Source organism: Pedobacter sp. GW821-FHT01D05, from assembly GCF_059422505.1.
The window spans coordinates 392,171-408,034 of sequence record NZ_JBWKXA010000003.1 but is presented as its reverse complement, the minus strand read 5'-3'; the positions used below and the strand labels follow the sequence as shown (position 1 = coordinate 408,034).

Sequence of the window (15,864 nt, the reverse complement as noted above, 5' to 3'; positions counted from 1 at the left end):
TAACGAGCTTTCTATTAATATCTTTCCAATGCAAAGAAGCTGAGAAATCTGTTTAAATAGATTATGCAAACTGAAAATTGCAAATTGAGAACCAACCTAAAACCCAGCCGCTGAAGGTTGTTTATTCCTCAAGTTAATTACTGTTCTACTAATTACGGGTTGCAAAACAATAAGAATAATGCTTAAGAAACACAATACTGCAATCCATTCGTAATAGCTTACACAAAACTGCAGAAAGGTCTGTTTTTGCACAGCCTTATTCAGCAAACCAATTGCCACTTTACCAGCCTCATCGCGTGGCATTCCCCTACTGCTCAAGGCAGATTGGTACATTTTTATTCTTTCAGGCAGGTTAAAATCCACCAATGTAAGTGTATTACGCAAGGCGTCGTTATGTTGCCCTTTGAAATAAAGTTGGTAAAAATTGATGAAAGCTAAACTTAAACTAAAAGTAGAAAAACGCACGAAAACACCTACCGATGATGCAGATTGGCTCATATTCTCTGGCACGGACGACATAATAAACATCACAATCGGCGACATGACCATCCCCGCCCCCACCCCCTGCATAAACAAGGGCAAGTAAAAGTTATCTGTTCCGGCCTCACTGGCAAACAGTTGGCACATCCAGAAGAAAAATACAAAAAGAAATGCAAAACCAGTTATCCACAGTACCCGTAAATGTTTCTGGCGGATAAGAAAGCGGATCGCGATTATTGATCCTACCATTACCCCAGCGATATTAAAGACCATGATTTCATTGGCATGCAGCGAATCCATACTCAAAACGTTAATAAAGTATGAGGAAGTTAAACTGAAAGCTCCACGGATAATATACAGAATAACCAAAAAGACAATCCCGATGGCAAAATTCCGCGACCTGAAAATACTCAGATCAACCGCCGGCCTTTTCAAGGTTTGCTGCCTGGCTATCGAAACCACAAACAAAAACAGAATGGCAAAAATGGAGTACAGAATACTCGAATCATCCAACCAATCGTATTGTTGCCCATAAACAAGTACATAGGCAATTAACACCAGCATTGTTGCGAAGAGTACAAAACTCATCCAGTCTATTTTGTACAAAGGTGTTTTGCGTAAAATATGTACCCTGTTCATGATACTAAAAAGCAGGATGGCACTAGGCAAAAAACAAAATATGATCGCTTTGTACACCACATTATATTCAAAATTCTCGACAATAGGCACGGAGAACAGGGCGGTAACGGGCGATACACACAAAATCATTCCGTAAAAAATGGTATAGCCGGTTTCTTTTGCGTACTCCGATTTTAGCCTGCTAAATAGCAAGTTGAGCGAAATGCTGGTTAGACCGCAGTTTATGATGCCCTGTAAAAACCTTAAGGCAAAAATCAGCCAGATTTCGCGCGTTTGGTAACACCAATAAGCAATCAGGATTTCTAAAATAATACAGATCAAGAGGTAATCTTTAGTAACCACGCGGGCAAAAAAACGTCGCTCTACTACCGCGAAACTGGCCACTGCTGCATAAAACATCAATAACGAAAACTGAATATCAGAAGCACTTGCGCCATAATAACCTGCAGCTGCTGTGCCATCGGCGGTTGACAATGCAAAAAGCAATACCGAAGATAAAAGCACCGCAAAAACGCTCAGTATTACTAGCCACTCGGGTACTCTTGCTTTAAAGATGGTCAAATGATCAGTCATTTTTCCCGTCTCTTTTCACTTTAACGCTTGCACTCATTCCTGCACTCAACAAATCGACATCACGACCCTGTTTATCTAAGCGAATACGCACAGGGATACGTTGCGCAATTTTCACAAAGTTCCCGGTCGCATTATCTGGCGGCAGTAACGAAAACCTCGATCCCGTAGCAGCAGAAAGCGATTCAATTTCGCCCATAAACGATTGTCCCGGAAAAGCATCAACTTCAACATTTACCATTTCGCCAACATGCATTTTCGCAATCTGGGTCTCCTTAAAGTTAGCCACCACCCATTTCCCTGCGCTTCTGTCTACAATATAGGCAATGGTTTGGCCGGTTTGAACCAATTGACCTGCCTGAATGGTTCTTCTACCCATTTTACCATCATAAGGCGCTAAAATAACCGTGTAAGAGGTGTTTAGGTTATTCCTTTTCATAATAGCTTGTCTTCTTTTTATTTCAGATTGCAACACATCACTTTGCGCTTTAATGTCGTTTATCCTCGAAATAGCAGTAGCATAATCTTCTTTAGCCGCCTGGTATTCTGCCTGCGCCACCTGCAACAAACTTTCTATGGTTTCTAGCTGTTGGCGAGTAGCCGATTCAGCATCGAACAGTTTTTTATAACGGTTATACTCGGTCTGCTGTTTCCAGAGTTTGGCTTTGGCGGCAGCAATTTTAGCTTCAGCAACAAGTGCAGTGCTCTGGGCGGTTTTAATGTTGCTCTGCTGCACAGAAACCTGTGCCTGGGCATTTAATAAAGATGCCGAGGCCTCATCCTCCTGAACGGTATAGTCATTATCGTCTATCAAAACCAGCGTATCGCCTTTTTTCACATCCCCATTCTCCTCAAACTTTACATCTTTGATATAACCGCTCACCCTTGCCGTTACCGGATTAATATATTCATCCACCTGAGCATCGTTGGTTTCTTCATATTTAATATAGCCAAAGAGCGTTTTCCCACCCCATATCACCAACACCACCAACACGATGAGCGATATTATGGTGGTGATTCTACTGATGATTTTATCGGCTTTAGTTTGTTTCTGTGTGTTCATTTTATAAGTTTCCTACAGCTTTTTGTAATTGATAATATTGTATTTTGGCATTCACTTTTGCAGTGGTGAGTTCGAACCTCGATTGCAATAATTGGGTTTCGGCATCCAGCAGATCGGTTAAAAGCGCCAACTGATTGAAATAGGTATTCTGCACAATGCGGTAACTTTCGGCAGCCTGTTTAATATTTTCTTCAGCCAGGGCAATACGTTGTACCGATTCTTTGTAAAGGATGTAATTTTTCTGCACTTCCAATCGGATATGATCTTTCACATCTTGATCTTCAACCTCCTGCTGATACACCCTGATCTCCGCTTCTTTTACCTTGTGTTGATTGGTGTACCAGGATGAGATCGGGATTTTAAGTTTCAATCCTACCATACCTGTACCGTAAAGTGAAAGTGCATAAGGGTAAAACTGGATCTGCGGATAAGCAAAAGCGTACTCGCCAAAGAAACCCAGAGAAGGCATAATGTTCGATTTCACATTTTTCAGTTTCAGCTTGGCCAAAGCCTGCTCTTTTTCCGAAATCTGTATTTTATAAGATGATGCTTTGGCATCGTTAAAATATTCGTCAACCTGTTTTAGCGCAATGGCATCTGTTTCATTGTCCAAAATTTGTGGATTCAGCGGTGCATCATCTGTTCTCCCGATCAAGATATTGAGTTTCTGTTTCGCAATTTTAATGCTGTTGTTAATTTCGGTTAATAGCATACGTTGTTTAGAAAGGCGCAACTCAGCCCTTAACACATCACTTTTTAATATCGTACCGTTTTTATAGAGCTGATTGATTTCAGCCAGCTGCTTTTCGCCGTCGCGGATGTCTTGTTCCAATAAAACCTGATAGGAGATATTCCTGAAAACATCATAAAAATAAACCGCTGCAGTATAATGAATTTCCTGCTTGCTCTGCCCCTTTTGTATCCTACTCAATTCACTTTCTACTTTCGATGTATTAATTTCGGCTGTGGTTTTCCCTCCGTTATAAATATTGAAATAGGCATCAGCACCAGCTTTGTAATAAGTGGGCACCACCGGAAACTGGCCAGGTGTATGAAACAATCCGTTTTCGTAAATCGGCAAGGGAAAAACGTGCGCATAAATACCTTCAGCAGCCACCTCTGGTAGTCTCTCTGACTTGCTCACCTTTACATGCATATCAGTTGCCTGCACATTGAAGCCCTGTATTTGAATCTTTTTATTATTGCTATCTGCTAATGCCCAAATCTGGTTGATGGTAAAATTGCTTTGATCTGGAACAGCTTGTGCATGAACAAAAATTGATGATAAAAGAAAAAGTATACACAACCAAAAGCTTCTTTTATTCTTGTTGAAATTCATATCTGTTAATTAATGATGCAAATTTCGATACAGATTTGTTACTTTGTTTTATCTAAACCGACAGATATTTATTCAAACCAGCCAAATGATAAAAGTTAGCAACGAAGACCTTTTATTTGCAATCGACGAAAAACCAGAAACCATGTATGTTTGGCATAGCAGGTTCGAAGACCGATTTCAAGACCATACGCATTTAAAAGGACAGCTCACATATGTAGAGGGTGGCATCATTTTTCTATACACTAAGGAGAAATCTTATTTCCTCCCCGCCCGGCATTACGTTTGGATTCCGGCAGGCGTCGAGCACCATTTACAGCACCGTTACCACGCGGCAATTGTGCGGAATATTTATTTCGATACCCATACAGATGAAGAAAATCCATTTTATAAACAGATTGGGATTTATCCTGTAAATAACCTTTTGCTCGAGATGTTTCTCTTTTCTGAGCGCTGGAACGGCAATATTGTACCACAGACCAAAGAATACGATTTTTTAAATACGCTTAAAAACATTCTACCCGTAGTAAGCGAACACCCACTCCCTATAGCACTCCCAACCACCGATAACCAGCGACTAAGACCTGTATTAAAGCACATTGTAGAAGGGCTAGCCGATGATGGTATGAGTTTAGAAAGTGTGGGCAAGGCCACAGGCTTTAGCGAACGTACATTATCTAGATTATTTCAATCGGCTTTAGATACCTCTTTCTTTCAGTACCTAAAACTGGCCAGAATGATAAAAGCTATGGAAAAATTATTGGAAAGCGATGCCACCATTAGCGAAATTGCCTATCAGGTGGGTTATAACAGCATCTCTTCTTTCAGCAACACATTTTATAAAATGGTGGGCAAAAGGCCCTCGGAGTTTAAAGCGCTAAAGCAATCAACCCTGACTAAAATTAATTTGGTGTAGCCAGTATAGCAATCGGTATAAATTTCTCAAAAACAGCTTCAGTGTGGGGTGCATCGGGCAGTTCGTCTGTTAAATCCTGTCCGGCCCAGTGCTCATAATGTTTACCGTTCCGCCACAGCCTGCTATCGGTCATATCGTAGATTAAACCTTTATAAGCCACCCATATTTGAGGTTTATCCTGTCCGTTGCGTAAAGCGAGTTGCTGTTTGGTATAGCTGGGTAAATCCATTTAATTAATTTCGGGTTGAAGATAATTAAAAAAGATTGTCATTCGACTATGCTCAGGATGACATCCTTTTTACTGAAGCCATTGTCAGTCTGAGCGGAGTCGAAGACCTTTACACTGGAGATTTCAATTTATTATTCCCATTTGGAGCGCAAGGCCTGTAAAAAGCACCAAGTTTCTTCCCGTTTTCCACTTTTACGCTTCGCTGCCTCGTACCTCGTTGCTGCAGGGTAACGCTGTAACCGGGGCTGGGTGGCCACGACAGCATTTCATTTGTACGGCTGCACGGTGCACAAACCCCTGTTCTTAAACCCGATTGGCGCAAACACGAAGTGCAACGGAGTAAAGCATAAAGCGAGACTGCCAGCCTCCAAGAACCACAGCCCAATCATTTTCTAATCTAAAAACATTAATATTATTTGGAGCGCCTGGCCTGTAAAAAACACCAAGTTTCTTCCCGTTTTCCACTTTTACGCTTCGCTGCCTCGTACCTCGTTGCTGCAGGGTAACGCTGCAACTGGGGCCAGGTGGCCACAGCAGTATTTCATTTGTACGGCTGCACGGTGCACAAACCCTTGTTTCTAAACCCGACTGGAGCGAACACGAAGTGCAACGGAGTAAAGCATAAGGCGGGACTGCCAGCCTCCAAGTACCGCAGCCCAATCATTTTCTAATCTAAAACACTAATATTATTTGGAGCGCCTGGCCTGTAAAAAACACCAAGTTTCTTCCCGTTTTCCGCTTTTACGCTTCGCTTCCTCGTGCCTCGTTGCTGCAGGGTAACGCTGCAACCGGGGCTAAGTGGCCACAGCAGTATTTCATTTGTATGGCTGCACGGTGCACAACCCCTTGTTCTTAAACCCGATTGCAATGAAAAGCGGGACTGAACCCTGCCAAGAGCTACTAAACATACGTTCCCCCAAAAAAACAATTTTATTTTAGGCCTGGCTTTTACCACCCTTGCTTTTAAAAACTTCGTACAGGTAAATATTCATCAACAACAAGCCCATTAAATAAAAATGATCTTCGAAAGGGATAGTCCCCACCCTAAAGCCCAAGTTCTGCTGATTGTTGTACAACACAACCGGAATGGAAGTTAAAAATCCATTAACGATATAAAATGGGATAAGTGAAACCAGATAAGCCCTGTAGAACCTGTACATAAACCTGAACTCCACATTTACATACTCTACATAAGCCAGCACCATAAATAAAAAGCCAAAATTGATCAGTGTATACCACCTGTTATAACCAAAAAATAAAATGGCCACGCAAAGCCCCAGGAACAGGTTACTTAATGCAAGGCTATACTTTTGCAGGTCGTTTTTTGGGAAATAGGCATTCAAACATTCGTAAATGAACACACAGGCATAAGGAACCGTTAAAAAGAATAACATCTCTTCTAGAGGCAGCCCCATAAGATTTATACCGATTAGATAATCCGGATTAAAAGACCACACTTTGAGTTTGGTAAACAGGATATCCCAAATTAAAAATACCAGACCTGTAATTAATATCGAAGGCCATACAAACTTCCATTTGCTAAAAAAATGAACCTTTTTATCGAAAGATAAAACCAGGGGAAAGAAAATTACAGCAAGATTGATAAGTAGATAGGTATAATTCATTTAAAGATATTTTGTCAAAATTTTAACTTCAGCTGGCGTACATTTTTTACTATCGATCATAAATTTAGCTACATTTTTAACCAGTTCACGATCGGCTAGACCAAAATTTTCATTTTGATAATGTTTAAGGATCTCTTTTTTATCCTGAGCTAGATCTTTACTAAAGCCGAGAAAAGAAGGCGTATAAAACTCAATAGAAAACCGCATGAAGCGAATCTCCATATTTTCTTTATCCATATCAATCGCTTTTTGCATGGTTTTGAGCGATCGGCCCACATACTTGATCTTGTTATACGGATTCCATGAGTGCTTAGCCTTAAGCGCCTCTAACGTTCCGGTGTAACCAGTAATTAACGCGGTTTTATTGGTCAGCTTGTCTAACTTGGTAAACAATGAGTCGGTTAGCTTCGAGTTTTCTACCGCTTTAACCATATTCGTTTTTAATATCGCAATTTCTTGGGTAGATAACTGGGCGTAAGTAATATGGCTTGCTGCAAATAGCAGAAAAAATATAATTCGTAATTTAATCATGAGTTTGAGCAAAGGTAAGAAAAGCTAAGCTCATTTGCTCCAATTGTCATCCGGAGTGCAACGAAGGATCTCTAACCGATGAAATAAAGAACCTAGACCACCTTACCTTCAAAGCTATAGACTCACTTAAGTAACTGCTTACGAAAAACAGATTCTTCACGGCGTTCAGAATGACAAAACACTTTAGTTAAAATCATAAAAACATTTATTTTTAACAATGGCTCATAATTATTTCGTTTACATCTTAATCAATAAAAACAAAACCGTGGTTTATCCCGGAGTAACAAACGATCTGGAAGCAAGACTTAGACACATATCGAGAATAAAGAAAATAAATTTGCTTTTACTTATAAATACAATTGCCACTACCTGGTTTATTTTGAGCGGTTTGAACACATTGAATATGCTATTGAACGCGAAAAAGAAATAAAAGGCTGGACAAGAGCTAAAAAGAATGCGTTAATTGAATTTGAAAACAAAAATTGGGATTTTCTTAATGATATGATTGTTGAAGAATAAATCATTTGTTGATCTTGGCGCCATAGTGTCATCCTGAGCATAGCGAGGGATCTCCAACTGATGAAATACAGTTACCCAAACTATCGATTGAATCATGCTCCCATAAAGATTACTTCTAACAAAAGAAAATTCTTCACTGCGTTCAGAATAACAAAAAACAAAAACAAAACGCAATAAAATTCCTTTATTTACACCATGGAGAAAAAACCCAGGATTACCATTATCGGTGCTGGCTTTGCAGGTTTGGCTGCAGCAGCTTTATTGGCTAAAGATGGTTGTGATGTTACGGTGATCGAAAAAAACGAAATGGCCGGTGGCAGGGCCAGAACCTGGCAAAAAGACGGTTTCCTTTTCGACATGGGCCCAAGCTGGTACTGGATGCCTGATGTTTTTGAAAGCTATTACAATATCTTTAATAAAACCGCTTCCGATTTTTATGAGCTTAAAAGATTAAGTCCTTCTTACCGCATTTATTTTGGCAAACAGGACACTATTGATGTTCCTGCAACATTAGATGATTTATATGCTTTATTTGAAAAACTAGAGCCAGGAAGCAGCAAAAACCTAAAACATTTTCTTGATCAGGCGAAATACAAGTACGATGTAGGCATGAATGAGTATGTTTTTAAGCCTTCGCACAGTGTGATGGAATATTTCGACCCCAGATTGGCTGTTAGCGGCATCAAACTGCAGCTTTTGGGCAATATGCGGAAACATGTTTACCGGTTATTCAAGAATGAGCGCTTGAGGAAACTTTTAGAGTTCCCGGTTTTATTTTTAGGGGCCACGCCACAAAACACACCTGCTTTATACAGCTTGATGAACTATGCCGACCTGGTTTTAGGCACCTGGTACCCAACGGGGGGTATGCACAAAATTGTAATGGCCATGCAAAAAATTGCAGAAGAGCAGGGTGTAAAATTTATTTTCGATACCGAAGTAACCAAAATAGAAGTTAAAAATAATATTGCAGAGGCTGTAATTACCAATAAAGGCAATTTTAAAAGCGATTTTGTGGTGGGCAATGCCGATTATCACCATATCGATCAACATCTTTTTGATAAACCTTACCGCAATTACAGTAAAAAGTATTGGGACAAAAGAACCATGGCTCCTTCCTGCCTTTTATTTTATATCGGATTAAATAAAAAACTAGACAATATATTACACCACAATTTATTCTTTGATGAGGATTTCGATCAACATGCCGAAGAAATCTACACCAATCCACAATGGCCATCAAAACCCCTATTTTATGCATGTTGTCCTTCCGTAACCGATCCAACCGTAGCACCGGAGGGTTGCGAGAACCTTTTCTTTTTAATTCCGGTAGCACCTGATTTAGCAGATAGCGAAAGTAAAAGGGAAGAATACTTTAATTTATTGATTGAACGCTTTAAAGATTTAACCGGAAACGATATTGGCGAAAATATTTTGTTTAAGCGCAGTTATGCCATGAATGATTTTGTGGAAGATTACCATGCCTTTAAAGGAAATGCGTATGGATTAGCAAACACTTTGAAACAGACGGCTTTTTTAAAACCGAAGATGAAAAGTAAGGTAACAAATTTTTTATACACCGGACAATTAACCGTTCCGGGGCCTGGTGTACCACCTGCAATCATCTCTGGGCAAGTGGTAGCAAAAGAAATAAAAAAAAAGTTAAAAAAAGCTTGACAAATTTAAAATTTCCCTTATCTTTATAACCACAAAACAAAAACACTGCAAAAAAGCTTCAAAACGCATAATCGTTCGGGGTTTGCATTTGTTTCGAAATAAGAGAGAAGGCGAATTGTTGAAAGAAAAAATAAGAATCAACTAACCAAATATATGATAAGCAAAAAGGCCTGAATTTTCAGGCCTTTTGCTTTTTACGGTGTTTTGGAAATAACTTGCTTAGAAAATTTAAAGTATCCTTTCCTCAAATTACGATTTAGATAAAAACACTAATCGTCTCGACTGTAGTGCAGCGAAATGGAGAGATCTATTAAATAGATTTCTCGAACAAAAAAGGCCCAGATAAATCTGAGCCTCTAGTTTTTCGATGGATGTATCTTAAGCCACTTCTGTACTGGCAATTTCTTTAGAATAGGTTTTTAAATATTTTTTAAGAATACCTCTTGCTACGTGGATACGCGTTTTTACTGTTCCAATCGGAATAGCTAACATATCTGCAATTTCGTGGTACTTATACCCTTCAAAATAACGGATAAAAGGCACATAATACTCTTCAGGCAATTGCGAAAGGGCTTTATCAATATCGCCTAACACAAATTTACTCTCTGCCTGATTTTTAGTTGCACTATAAGAAAGATTTGCAGAAGATATATCTTCACTCTGTGTAATTAAAGTATTTGTTTTCACCAGTCGGCGATAGTTGTTAATGAAAGTATTTTTCATGATGGTAAACAACCAGCCTTTTAAATTCGTACCCTCTTTAAACTTATTGTAATAAGTGATCGCTTTCAGCATGGTATCCTGAACCAAATCATTTGCGTCTTCTGCGTCTTTAGTAAAATTTAAAGCATAAGATCTAAGTGATACCGAGTGATGATTAACCAGATGATTGAATTCAAATTTTGTCATGATATTTAGCTTTAGGTAGATAAAAAACAAATAAATTATTGTTCGTTCGCATAAACCTAAACAAACTTAGTACCAAAATTTTCTGGCATGGTGTTAAAAGCGTGCAACTACATAAGGGCAGGCTTTCGTCACAGAATATTTACTTCTTTTTCTAAAGTGACTCCAAAAGTAGACTTTACACTGTCTATAATCTGTTCAGAAAAATTATACACTTCTGTGCCAGTCGCATGTCCGTGGTTAACCAAAACCAAAGCCTGGTTTTTCCAGGTACCTGTTTGGCCAACCACTTTACCCTTCCAGCCACATTGCTCAATTAACCAGCCGGCCGCCAATTTAATTTTATCATCAGCTGTAGGATAGTGTACCACATCGGGGTGTTTCGCCACAATATCAGCAAATTCATATTTTTCGATCACTGGATTTTTAAAGAAACTACCTGCGTTACCAATAGTAGACGGATCGGGCAGTTTGCTTACTCGGATATGTGATACAGCGGCAGAAACATCGGCAATATCCGGGTTTTCGATCCCTCTGTTCAGCAGCTCGGTTTCAATGGCACCATAGGAGGTATTAATTTTCGCTTCCGCCGATAAACGGAAAGTAACGGATGTAATAATATACTGGCCTTTCAACTCACCTTTGAAAATACTTTCGCGGTAACCGAAATGGCAATCATCATAAGTAAAGGTTTTAATTTTCCCGGTTTTGATCTCAAAAGCGCTACAGCTTTCGAAAACATCTTTAAGCTCTACCCCATAAGCACCAATATTCTGTATTGGCGATGCACCCACTGTACCAGGGATCAGGCTTAAATTCTCTACACCAGCAAAATGATGTCCAACGCAGTAGTTCACAAAATCGTTCCATACTTCACCAGCACCGGCTGTTACCAATACTTTATCATCAAACGTTTTGGATTCGATGCCTTTGATGCTGATTTTAACAACCAATCCCTTATAATCCTGAGTAAATAACACATTACTTCCCCCACCAATAACTAAGAGCTTTTGAGATTTTACGATTTCGTTTTTAAACAGCCTGGCTAAATCTGCTTCAGAAAATATCTCGGCAAAGTAGCTTGCCTTAACATCGATACCAAACGAATTATATGGTTTTAACGAAATATTTTCCTGGATTTGAAGCATATTGATTCTGGGTTATGCTGCAAAAGTAAAATAAAAAATAGTTAAGGAACGATTTTGGTTATCCCCTTATCGAAATTAAAGCTTAAAGTGTCCGCTTTTTCTCCCTCAGCTACTACTTTCGAAAGTTTCCAGCCGACAAAAGCTGGTTTGATTTTGGCAACGTCCAATAAACGGTATCTTTCTTTGGTGAGTTTTGCACTAATCAAGCCTACACTATCTGACTCTGTCTGACTTAAATGCTCTATCTCACTCTCGAGGACAGCTAAAGTATCATCTAACTCATTTCCTTTTTTAGACTATCAGCATAAGCCTGAGGAGAAATATTGTAAAGGCTATCTAATTTGGAACTATCAAAATTCAAATCCTGATTACTGTTTTCGTATTTAGCTTCTACAAGTGCAATAGCGCGGTCTTTATCTGTTTTTTTATGGCATGAATATAAGGCTAAGCAAATAATTCCGAAAAGAAGAAACAGATAACAATTTTTCATATCATGTAATTTAGTTTTTTAATACCGTTTTCCTTACAAATAATAGCCCAAAAGCCTTGCCTTCTTCTTTGCCCCTATTTTTATGATGGATCTTATGCGCTTTCCGTACCGCCTGCAAATAAGTGTTGTTGCTTTTAAAAGTTTTAAACCGCCTATGCACAAACCAATCATGCACTATGAAATAGATCATGCCATATAAGGTAATACCTAATCCGATAAAAAATCTATACCCTAAATTATGGCGATCGATATACATTAAATACAGAGACAGGGCAGCAAATAGTACGGCAAACAGATCGTTCCATTCGAAGAATGATTTTGCTTTTTGGTGATGGCTTTTATGCATAAACCATAGTGGTCCATGGAACAAATACTTGTGTATAAACCAGGACAAACACTCCATGCCTATGATGGTAAACAATACAATAAAGATGTTGATTAACGCTGACAAATTTTCTAAACGATTGGTTTGTAAAGATATATAAACAGCGCAAGAATCAAAATTGTGTCATTAAATTGTAAGCTTAATACACTTTTAAACAAACCTTTCATAACAAATCACTTTTTAGCACTATTTTTGACTAAAATATTAAAAAAGTCAGAAAGTAGAAAAGTAAAATGATTGTAGCCGATAAAAAGAGAGAGCAAATTATTGATGGCGCTATAAAACGCTTTATCCATTTTGGTATTGGTAAAACCACAATGAACGATATTGCAGAAGATCTTTCCGTTTCCAAACCATCGCTTTATTATTATTTCCCGGATAAGAAGCATTTAATTATTGGGGTAATAGAAAGGGTATTTAACGACTTTTTTGAGTTGATCAAAAAGAAATACAATCCAGATCAGCCTTTAGAAGACATCCTTTTTAGCATCATAGAAGTGAGGAACACTTTCTTCCAAAAATATTACATGTTAAGGATTACGGAAGGTATTCCTGATTTATTGAACGATGATGTGATTAAAGGCAAATTACAGACGCTTAAAAGCTCGGAAAAAGATTTCTTCGCAGAAATTTTTAGCCAGGCAAAAGGAAAGGGAGAAATTGAGCACGATGATACTGCCCATGTTGCAGAACTTTATCTGGAAAGTTTGATGGGCCTTAGCACCATGTGTATTATGGAAACCGGAAAAGATCTTTTCCCCGATAAAAAAGCATTAAACAAAATGACACTGAAGCAAAAAAACCTCACCACCATATTTGTGAGAGGCTTACGATGTTCAGACTGAAATACGCTGGCCGCAACAAATGATAAACCAATTGTAAAGGGGCCGCAAATTTTAAATACATAAGAACCCAAAAACAAAAAAACAATACATTATGCTTAGAGTAAAAACGGTAAAATTAATGCTCATACTCATTATCGGCTCGGCTTTACCGCAGCTGGTAGTTGCTCAGCAGCAAGTTACCTTAAAAGATGCGCTAACCTATGCGCTCCAAAACAACACCAAGATCCGGAACTCGAAATTGGATATTGAAGGCGGGAGATACAAGGTGGAGGAAGTTAGGGCACAGGCCTTACCTCAAATTACAGGAAATGTTGGTTTAACCTATAATCCTATTATCGGTCAGCTTGTTGCTAATTTCGGCGGGCAGACACAGGCGATTAAATTAGGCCAGAACTGGAATTCGACTGCAGGTGTTCAGCTTTCACAACAATTGTTCAACCAACAGGTTTTTACTGGTTTACAGGCTGCGAGATCAAGTGAGGAATATTACAACCTTACTTCAAAATTAACGGAAGAACAGATTATCGAACTGGTAGCCAACAATTACTACCAGGTTTTGGTAAACAGACAACAGTTAAACGTAATTGATACCAATATTAAAAATGTCAAAATTGTAGAAAAAATTGTTTCAAACCAGTTTAAAAATGGTTTAGCTAGAAAAATCGATGTTGACAGGATCAACGTAAACCTAACGAACCTGAATACACAGCGTGAGCAGGTGATTAATGCCATTACCCAATTGGAGAATCAGTTAAAATTCTCGATGGGTATGCCGGTTTCTACACCGATCAGCTTACCATTTACCGAATTAACAGAGGTAACTACTTTACCTGTATTTACAGACTCTATCGATCTGGCAAACAGAACAGAGGTTAAACTTTTGGATAATCAGGATAAACTTTTATCACTGCAAAGAAAGGCATACGTTGCCGAATATTATCCATCATTGGCTTTAACGGGTAATTATACCTACTCGAGCCAAAGTGATGGTTTCGATTTCCTAAAGTCTAATGCTGCTGCAATCGGATATGGCGCATCGGCAGTTGGTCTGACTTTGAAAGTGCCAATTTTCAACGGTTTTTTAACACGTTCAAAAATCCGCCAGGCAGATGTGGATATCAAGAAAGCAAGAGAGAGCAGAAAAGAATCTGTGAACTCGTTAAATCTGGCTTATGAGAACGCAAAAATCCAATTGCGCAATAACATCAACACCATTAAATCGCAACGTAAAAACGCGGATTTGGCGCAGGAAATTTACAAAAGCACACAAAACAATTATAACAATGGCTTAGCTTCTTTAACCGATCTTCTGGATACAGAAAATGCACTTACTGAGGCGCAGAACAGTTATACACAGGCTTTATTGAATTACAAAATAGCCGAAATACAATTAATCAAATCAAACGGAAATATTAAATCGCTAGTACAATAGAAATGAAAAGAGTAATTACCATAATTATCGTAGTTGTTGTTGCCCTTGGTGCAATAGCTTATGTTTTAAGCAACAATAAAAAGAAGAACGAAGAAAAAACTGCTTTCATTGCTAAAGGTGGTGGCGCTGTTGCCGTTCGTGTTGCTCAGGTAGAGAGAAAAGCTGTGAATTTAGATTTCAGCGCAAACGGAAACTTTATTCCTAAACAAGAACTTAACTTCTTATCAGAAAATGCAGGTCGTGTTACGGCTATTTATGTTGATGAAGGTGACCGCGTAAGCAAAGGTCAGGTTTTAGCCCGCGTTGACGCTGAAATTATCAATACTGATAGAGAAACTGCTGAGGCTAACTACCAGAATGCAGTGAGAGATGAAGCCAGATACCAAAGCTCATTCTCAACTGGTGGTGTTACGCAACAACAGCTAGATCAGGCCAAATTGGCTACAAGAAATGCAAAATTGCGTTTACAGGCCTCGCAACGTAAACTGAGTGATGCAAACATTAAATCGCCAATTAACGGTATTGTAAACAAACGATACATTGAAGTTGGTGCATTTGTAAATACTCAGGGTACACAGATGTTCGAACTTGTTGATGTTTCTAAATTAAAACTGAAAGTAAACGTTAACGAATCGCAAGTTGCCAACCTTAAAATCGGCGATCAGATCGACATTAAATCTTCTGTTTTCCCGACTGATAATTTCTCCGGAAAAGTAACTTTCATCGCTGCTAAAGCCGATGCAACACTAAACTTCCCGATCGAAATTGAAGTAGAGAACAGCCATAAAAATACTTTAAAAGCGGGTATGTACGGAACTGCAATATTTAAGTTCCCTAAACAGGCGCCTAGCATCCTGATTCCACGCACTTCATTTGTAGGTAGTGTAAGCAGCAACCAGGTTTTTGTATTGGATAAAGCTAACAATACCGCTAAAACCCGTAATGTGGTAGCTGGCCGTATTTTAGGAGACAATGTTGAAATTCTTGATGGCTTAAAAGAAGGTGAAACTGTAATCACCAGCGGACAGATTAACTTAACTGAGGGTACTGCCGTTAGTATCGTAAAATAAGTT

The 15,864-nt window shown here is 38.8% G+C and carries 17 protein-coding genes; 6 read left to right on the top strand and 11 right to left on the bottom strand.

Annotation, left to right across the window (positions count from 1 at the left end; all coding sequences use genetic code 11):
- Positions 1-96 precede the first annotated feature (96 nt).
- Genes AC07VK_RS13980 through AC07VK_RS13970 form a run of 3 tightly spaced genes read right to left on the bottom strand, consistent with a single transcriptional unit; the run spans position 97 to position 4,091 of the window.
- On the bottom strand, positions 97-1,692 hold the full coding sequence (locus AC07VK_RS13980) for an MFS transporter (protein ID WP_492961169.1): 1,596 nt from the start codon (positions 1,690-1,692) through the stop codon (positions 97-99).
- Entirely contained in the window at positions 1,685-2,752 is a 1,068-nt protein-coding gene (locus AC07VK_RS13975) for an HlyD family secretion protein (RefSeq protein WP_492961167.1), read from the bottom strand. The genes AC07VK_RS13980 and AC07VK_RS13975 overlap by 8 nt, the downstream gene beginning before the upstream one ends.
- Before the next feature lies 1 nt (position 2,753).
- Positions 2,754-4,091, bottom strand: a complete 1,338-nt coding sequence (locus AC07VK_RS13970; protein ID WP_492961165.1) for a TolC family protein — start codon at positions 4,089-4,091, stop codon at positions 2,754-2,756.
- An 85-nt stretch (positions 4,092-4,176) separates the two neighbouring features.
- On the opposite strand from AC07VK_RS13970, the gene AC07VK_RS13965 reads away from it, so the two are divergent.
- Positions 4,177-5,004 carry a helix-turn-helix domain-containing protein gene (locus AC07VK_RS13965; protein WP_492961163.1) on the top strand — a complete coding sequence of 276 codons (828 nt, stop codon included), beginning with the start codon at positions 4,177-4,179 and terminating at the stop codon, positions 5,002-5,004.
- Here AC07VK_RS13965 and AC07VK_RS13960 read toward each other — a convergent pair.
- The 3 genes from AC07VK_RS13960 to AC07VK_RS13950 form a co-directional block, all read right to left on the bottom strand.
- Entirely contained in the window at positions 4,991-5,233 is a 243-nt protein-coding gene (locus AC07VK_RS13960) for a cytochrome b5 domain-containing protein (protein WP_426327404.1), read from the bottom strand. The genes AC07VK_RS13965 and AC07VK_RS13960 overlap by 14 nt on opposite strands.
- 935 nt (positions 5,234-6,168) lie before the next feature.
- Entirely contained in the window at positions 6,169-6,858 is a 690-nt protein-coding gene (locus AC07VK_RS13955; RefSeq protein WP_492961161.1) for a lycopene cyclase domain-containing protein, read from the bottom strand.
- Positions 6,859-7,389 (bottom strand): hypothetical protein, encoded by a 531-nt coding sequence (locus AC07VK_RS13950; RefSeq protein ID WP_492961159.1) that lies wholly within the window; start codon positions 7,387-7,389, stop codon positions 6,859-6,861. It abuts the gene before it with no gap.
- Between the two features lie 217 nt (positions 7,390-7,606).
- Here AC07VK_RS13950 and AC07VK_RS13945 point away from each other — a divergent pair, with 217 nt between their 5' ends.
- Complete coding sequence (locus tag AC07VK_RS13945) at positions 7,607-7,819, top strand: GIY-YIG nuclease family protein (protein ID WP_492961158.1); 213 nt, start codon at positions 7,607-7,609, stop codon at positions 7,817-7,819.
- A gap of 284 nt (positions 7,820-8,103) precedes the next feature.
- Positions 8,104-9,585, top strand: coding sequence for a bifunctional phytoene desaturase/3,4-desaturase (gene crtID / locus AC07VK_RS13940; RefSeq protein ID WP_492961156.1), 1,482 nt, complete (start codon positions 8,104-8,106; stop codon positions 9,583-9,585).
- A 378-nt stretch (positions 9,586-9,963) separates the two neighbouring features.
- On the opposite strand, the gene AC07VK_RS13935 is transcribed toward crtID, so the two are convergent.
- From AC07VK_RS13935 to AC07VK_RS13915, 5 genes are all read right to left on the bottom strand, one after another.
- Positions 9,964-10,494 carry an RNA polymerase sigma factor gene (locus AC07VK_RS13935; protein ID WP_492952681.1) on the bottom strand — a complete coding sequence of 177 codons (531 nt, stop codon included), beginning with the start codon at positions 10,492-10,494 and terminating at the stop codon, positions 9,964-9,966.
- A 128-nt stretch (positions 10,495-10,622) separates the two neighbouring features.
- Complete coding sequence (gene murB / locus AC07VK_RS13930) at positions 10,623-11,639, bottom strand: UDP-N-acetylmuramate dehydrogenase (protein WP_492961154.1); 1,017 nt, start codon at positions 11,637-11,639, stop codon at positions 10,623-10,625.
- A 41-nt stretch (positions 11,640-11,680) separates the two neighbouring features.
- Complete coding sequence (locus AC07VK_RS13925; protein ID WP_492961152.1) at positions 11,681-11,845, bottom strand: hypothetical protein; 165 nt, start codon at positions 11,843-11,845, stop codon at positions 11,681-11,683.
- A 68-nt stretch (positions 11,846-11,913) separates the two neighbouring features.
- The gene (locus tag AC07VK_RS13920) at positions 11,914-12,129 is read right to left on the bottom strand and encodes a hypothetical protein (protein WP_492961150.1); all 216 of its coding nucleotides are present in this window, start codon (positions 12,127-12,129) and stop codon (positions 11,914-11,916) included.
- Between the two features lie 10 nt (positions 12,130-12,139).
- Positions 12,140-12,550, bottom strand: a complete 411-nt coding sequence (locus tag AC07VK_RS13915; protein WP_492961464.1) for a sterol desaturase family protein — start codon at positions 12,548-12,550, stop codon at positions 12,140-12,142.
- Positions 12,551-12,747: 197 nt separating this feature from the next.
- Between AC07VK_RS13915 and AC07VK_RS13910 the strand changes: the two genes are divergently transcribed.
- The 3 genes from AC07VK_RS13910 to AC07VK_RS13900 all read left to right on the top strand — a co-directional run bounded on the left by AC07VK_RS13910 (position 12,748) and on the right by AC07VK_RS13900 (position 15,861).
- Positions 12,748-13,359, top strand: coding sequence for a TetR/AcrR family transcriptional regulator (locus AC07VK_RS13910; RefSeq protein WP_492952677.1), 612 nt, complete (start codon positions 12,748-12,750; stop codon positions 13,357-13,359).
- Positions 13,360-13,450: 91 nt separating this feature from the next.
- On the top strand, positions 13,451-14,791 hold the full coding sequence (locus AC07VK_RS13905) for a TolC family protein (protein ID WP_492952676.1): 1,341 nt from the start codon (positions 13,451-13,453) through the stop codon (positions 14,789-14,791).
- Positions 14,792-14,793: 2 nt separating this feature from the next.
- On the top strand, positions 14,794-15,861 hold the full coding sequence (locus AC07VK_RS13900; protein WP_492952675.1) for an efflux RND transporter periplasmic adaptor subunit: 1,068 nt from the start codon (positions 14,794-14,796) through the stop codon (positions 15,859-15,861).
- The last annotated feature ends 3 nt before the right edge of the window (positions 15,862-15,864 follow it).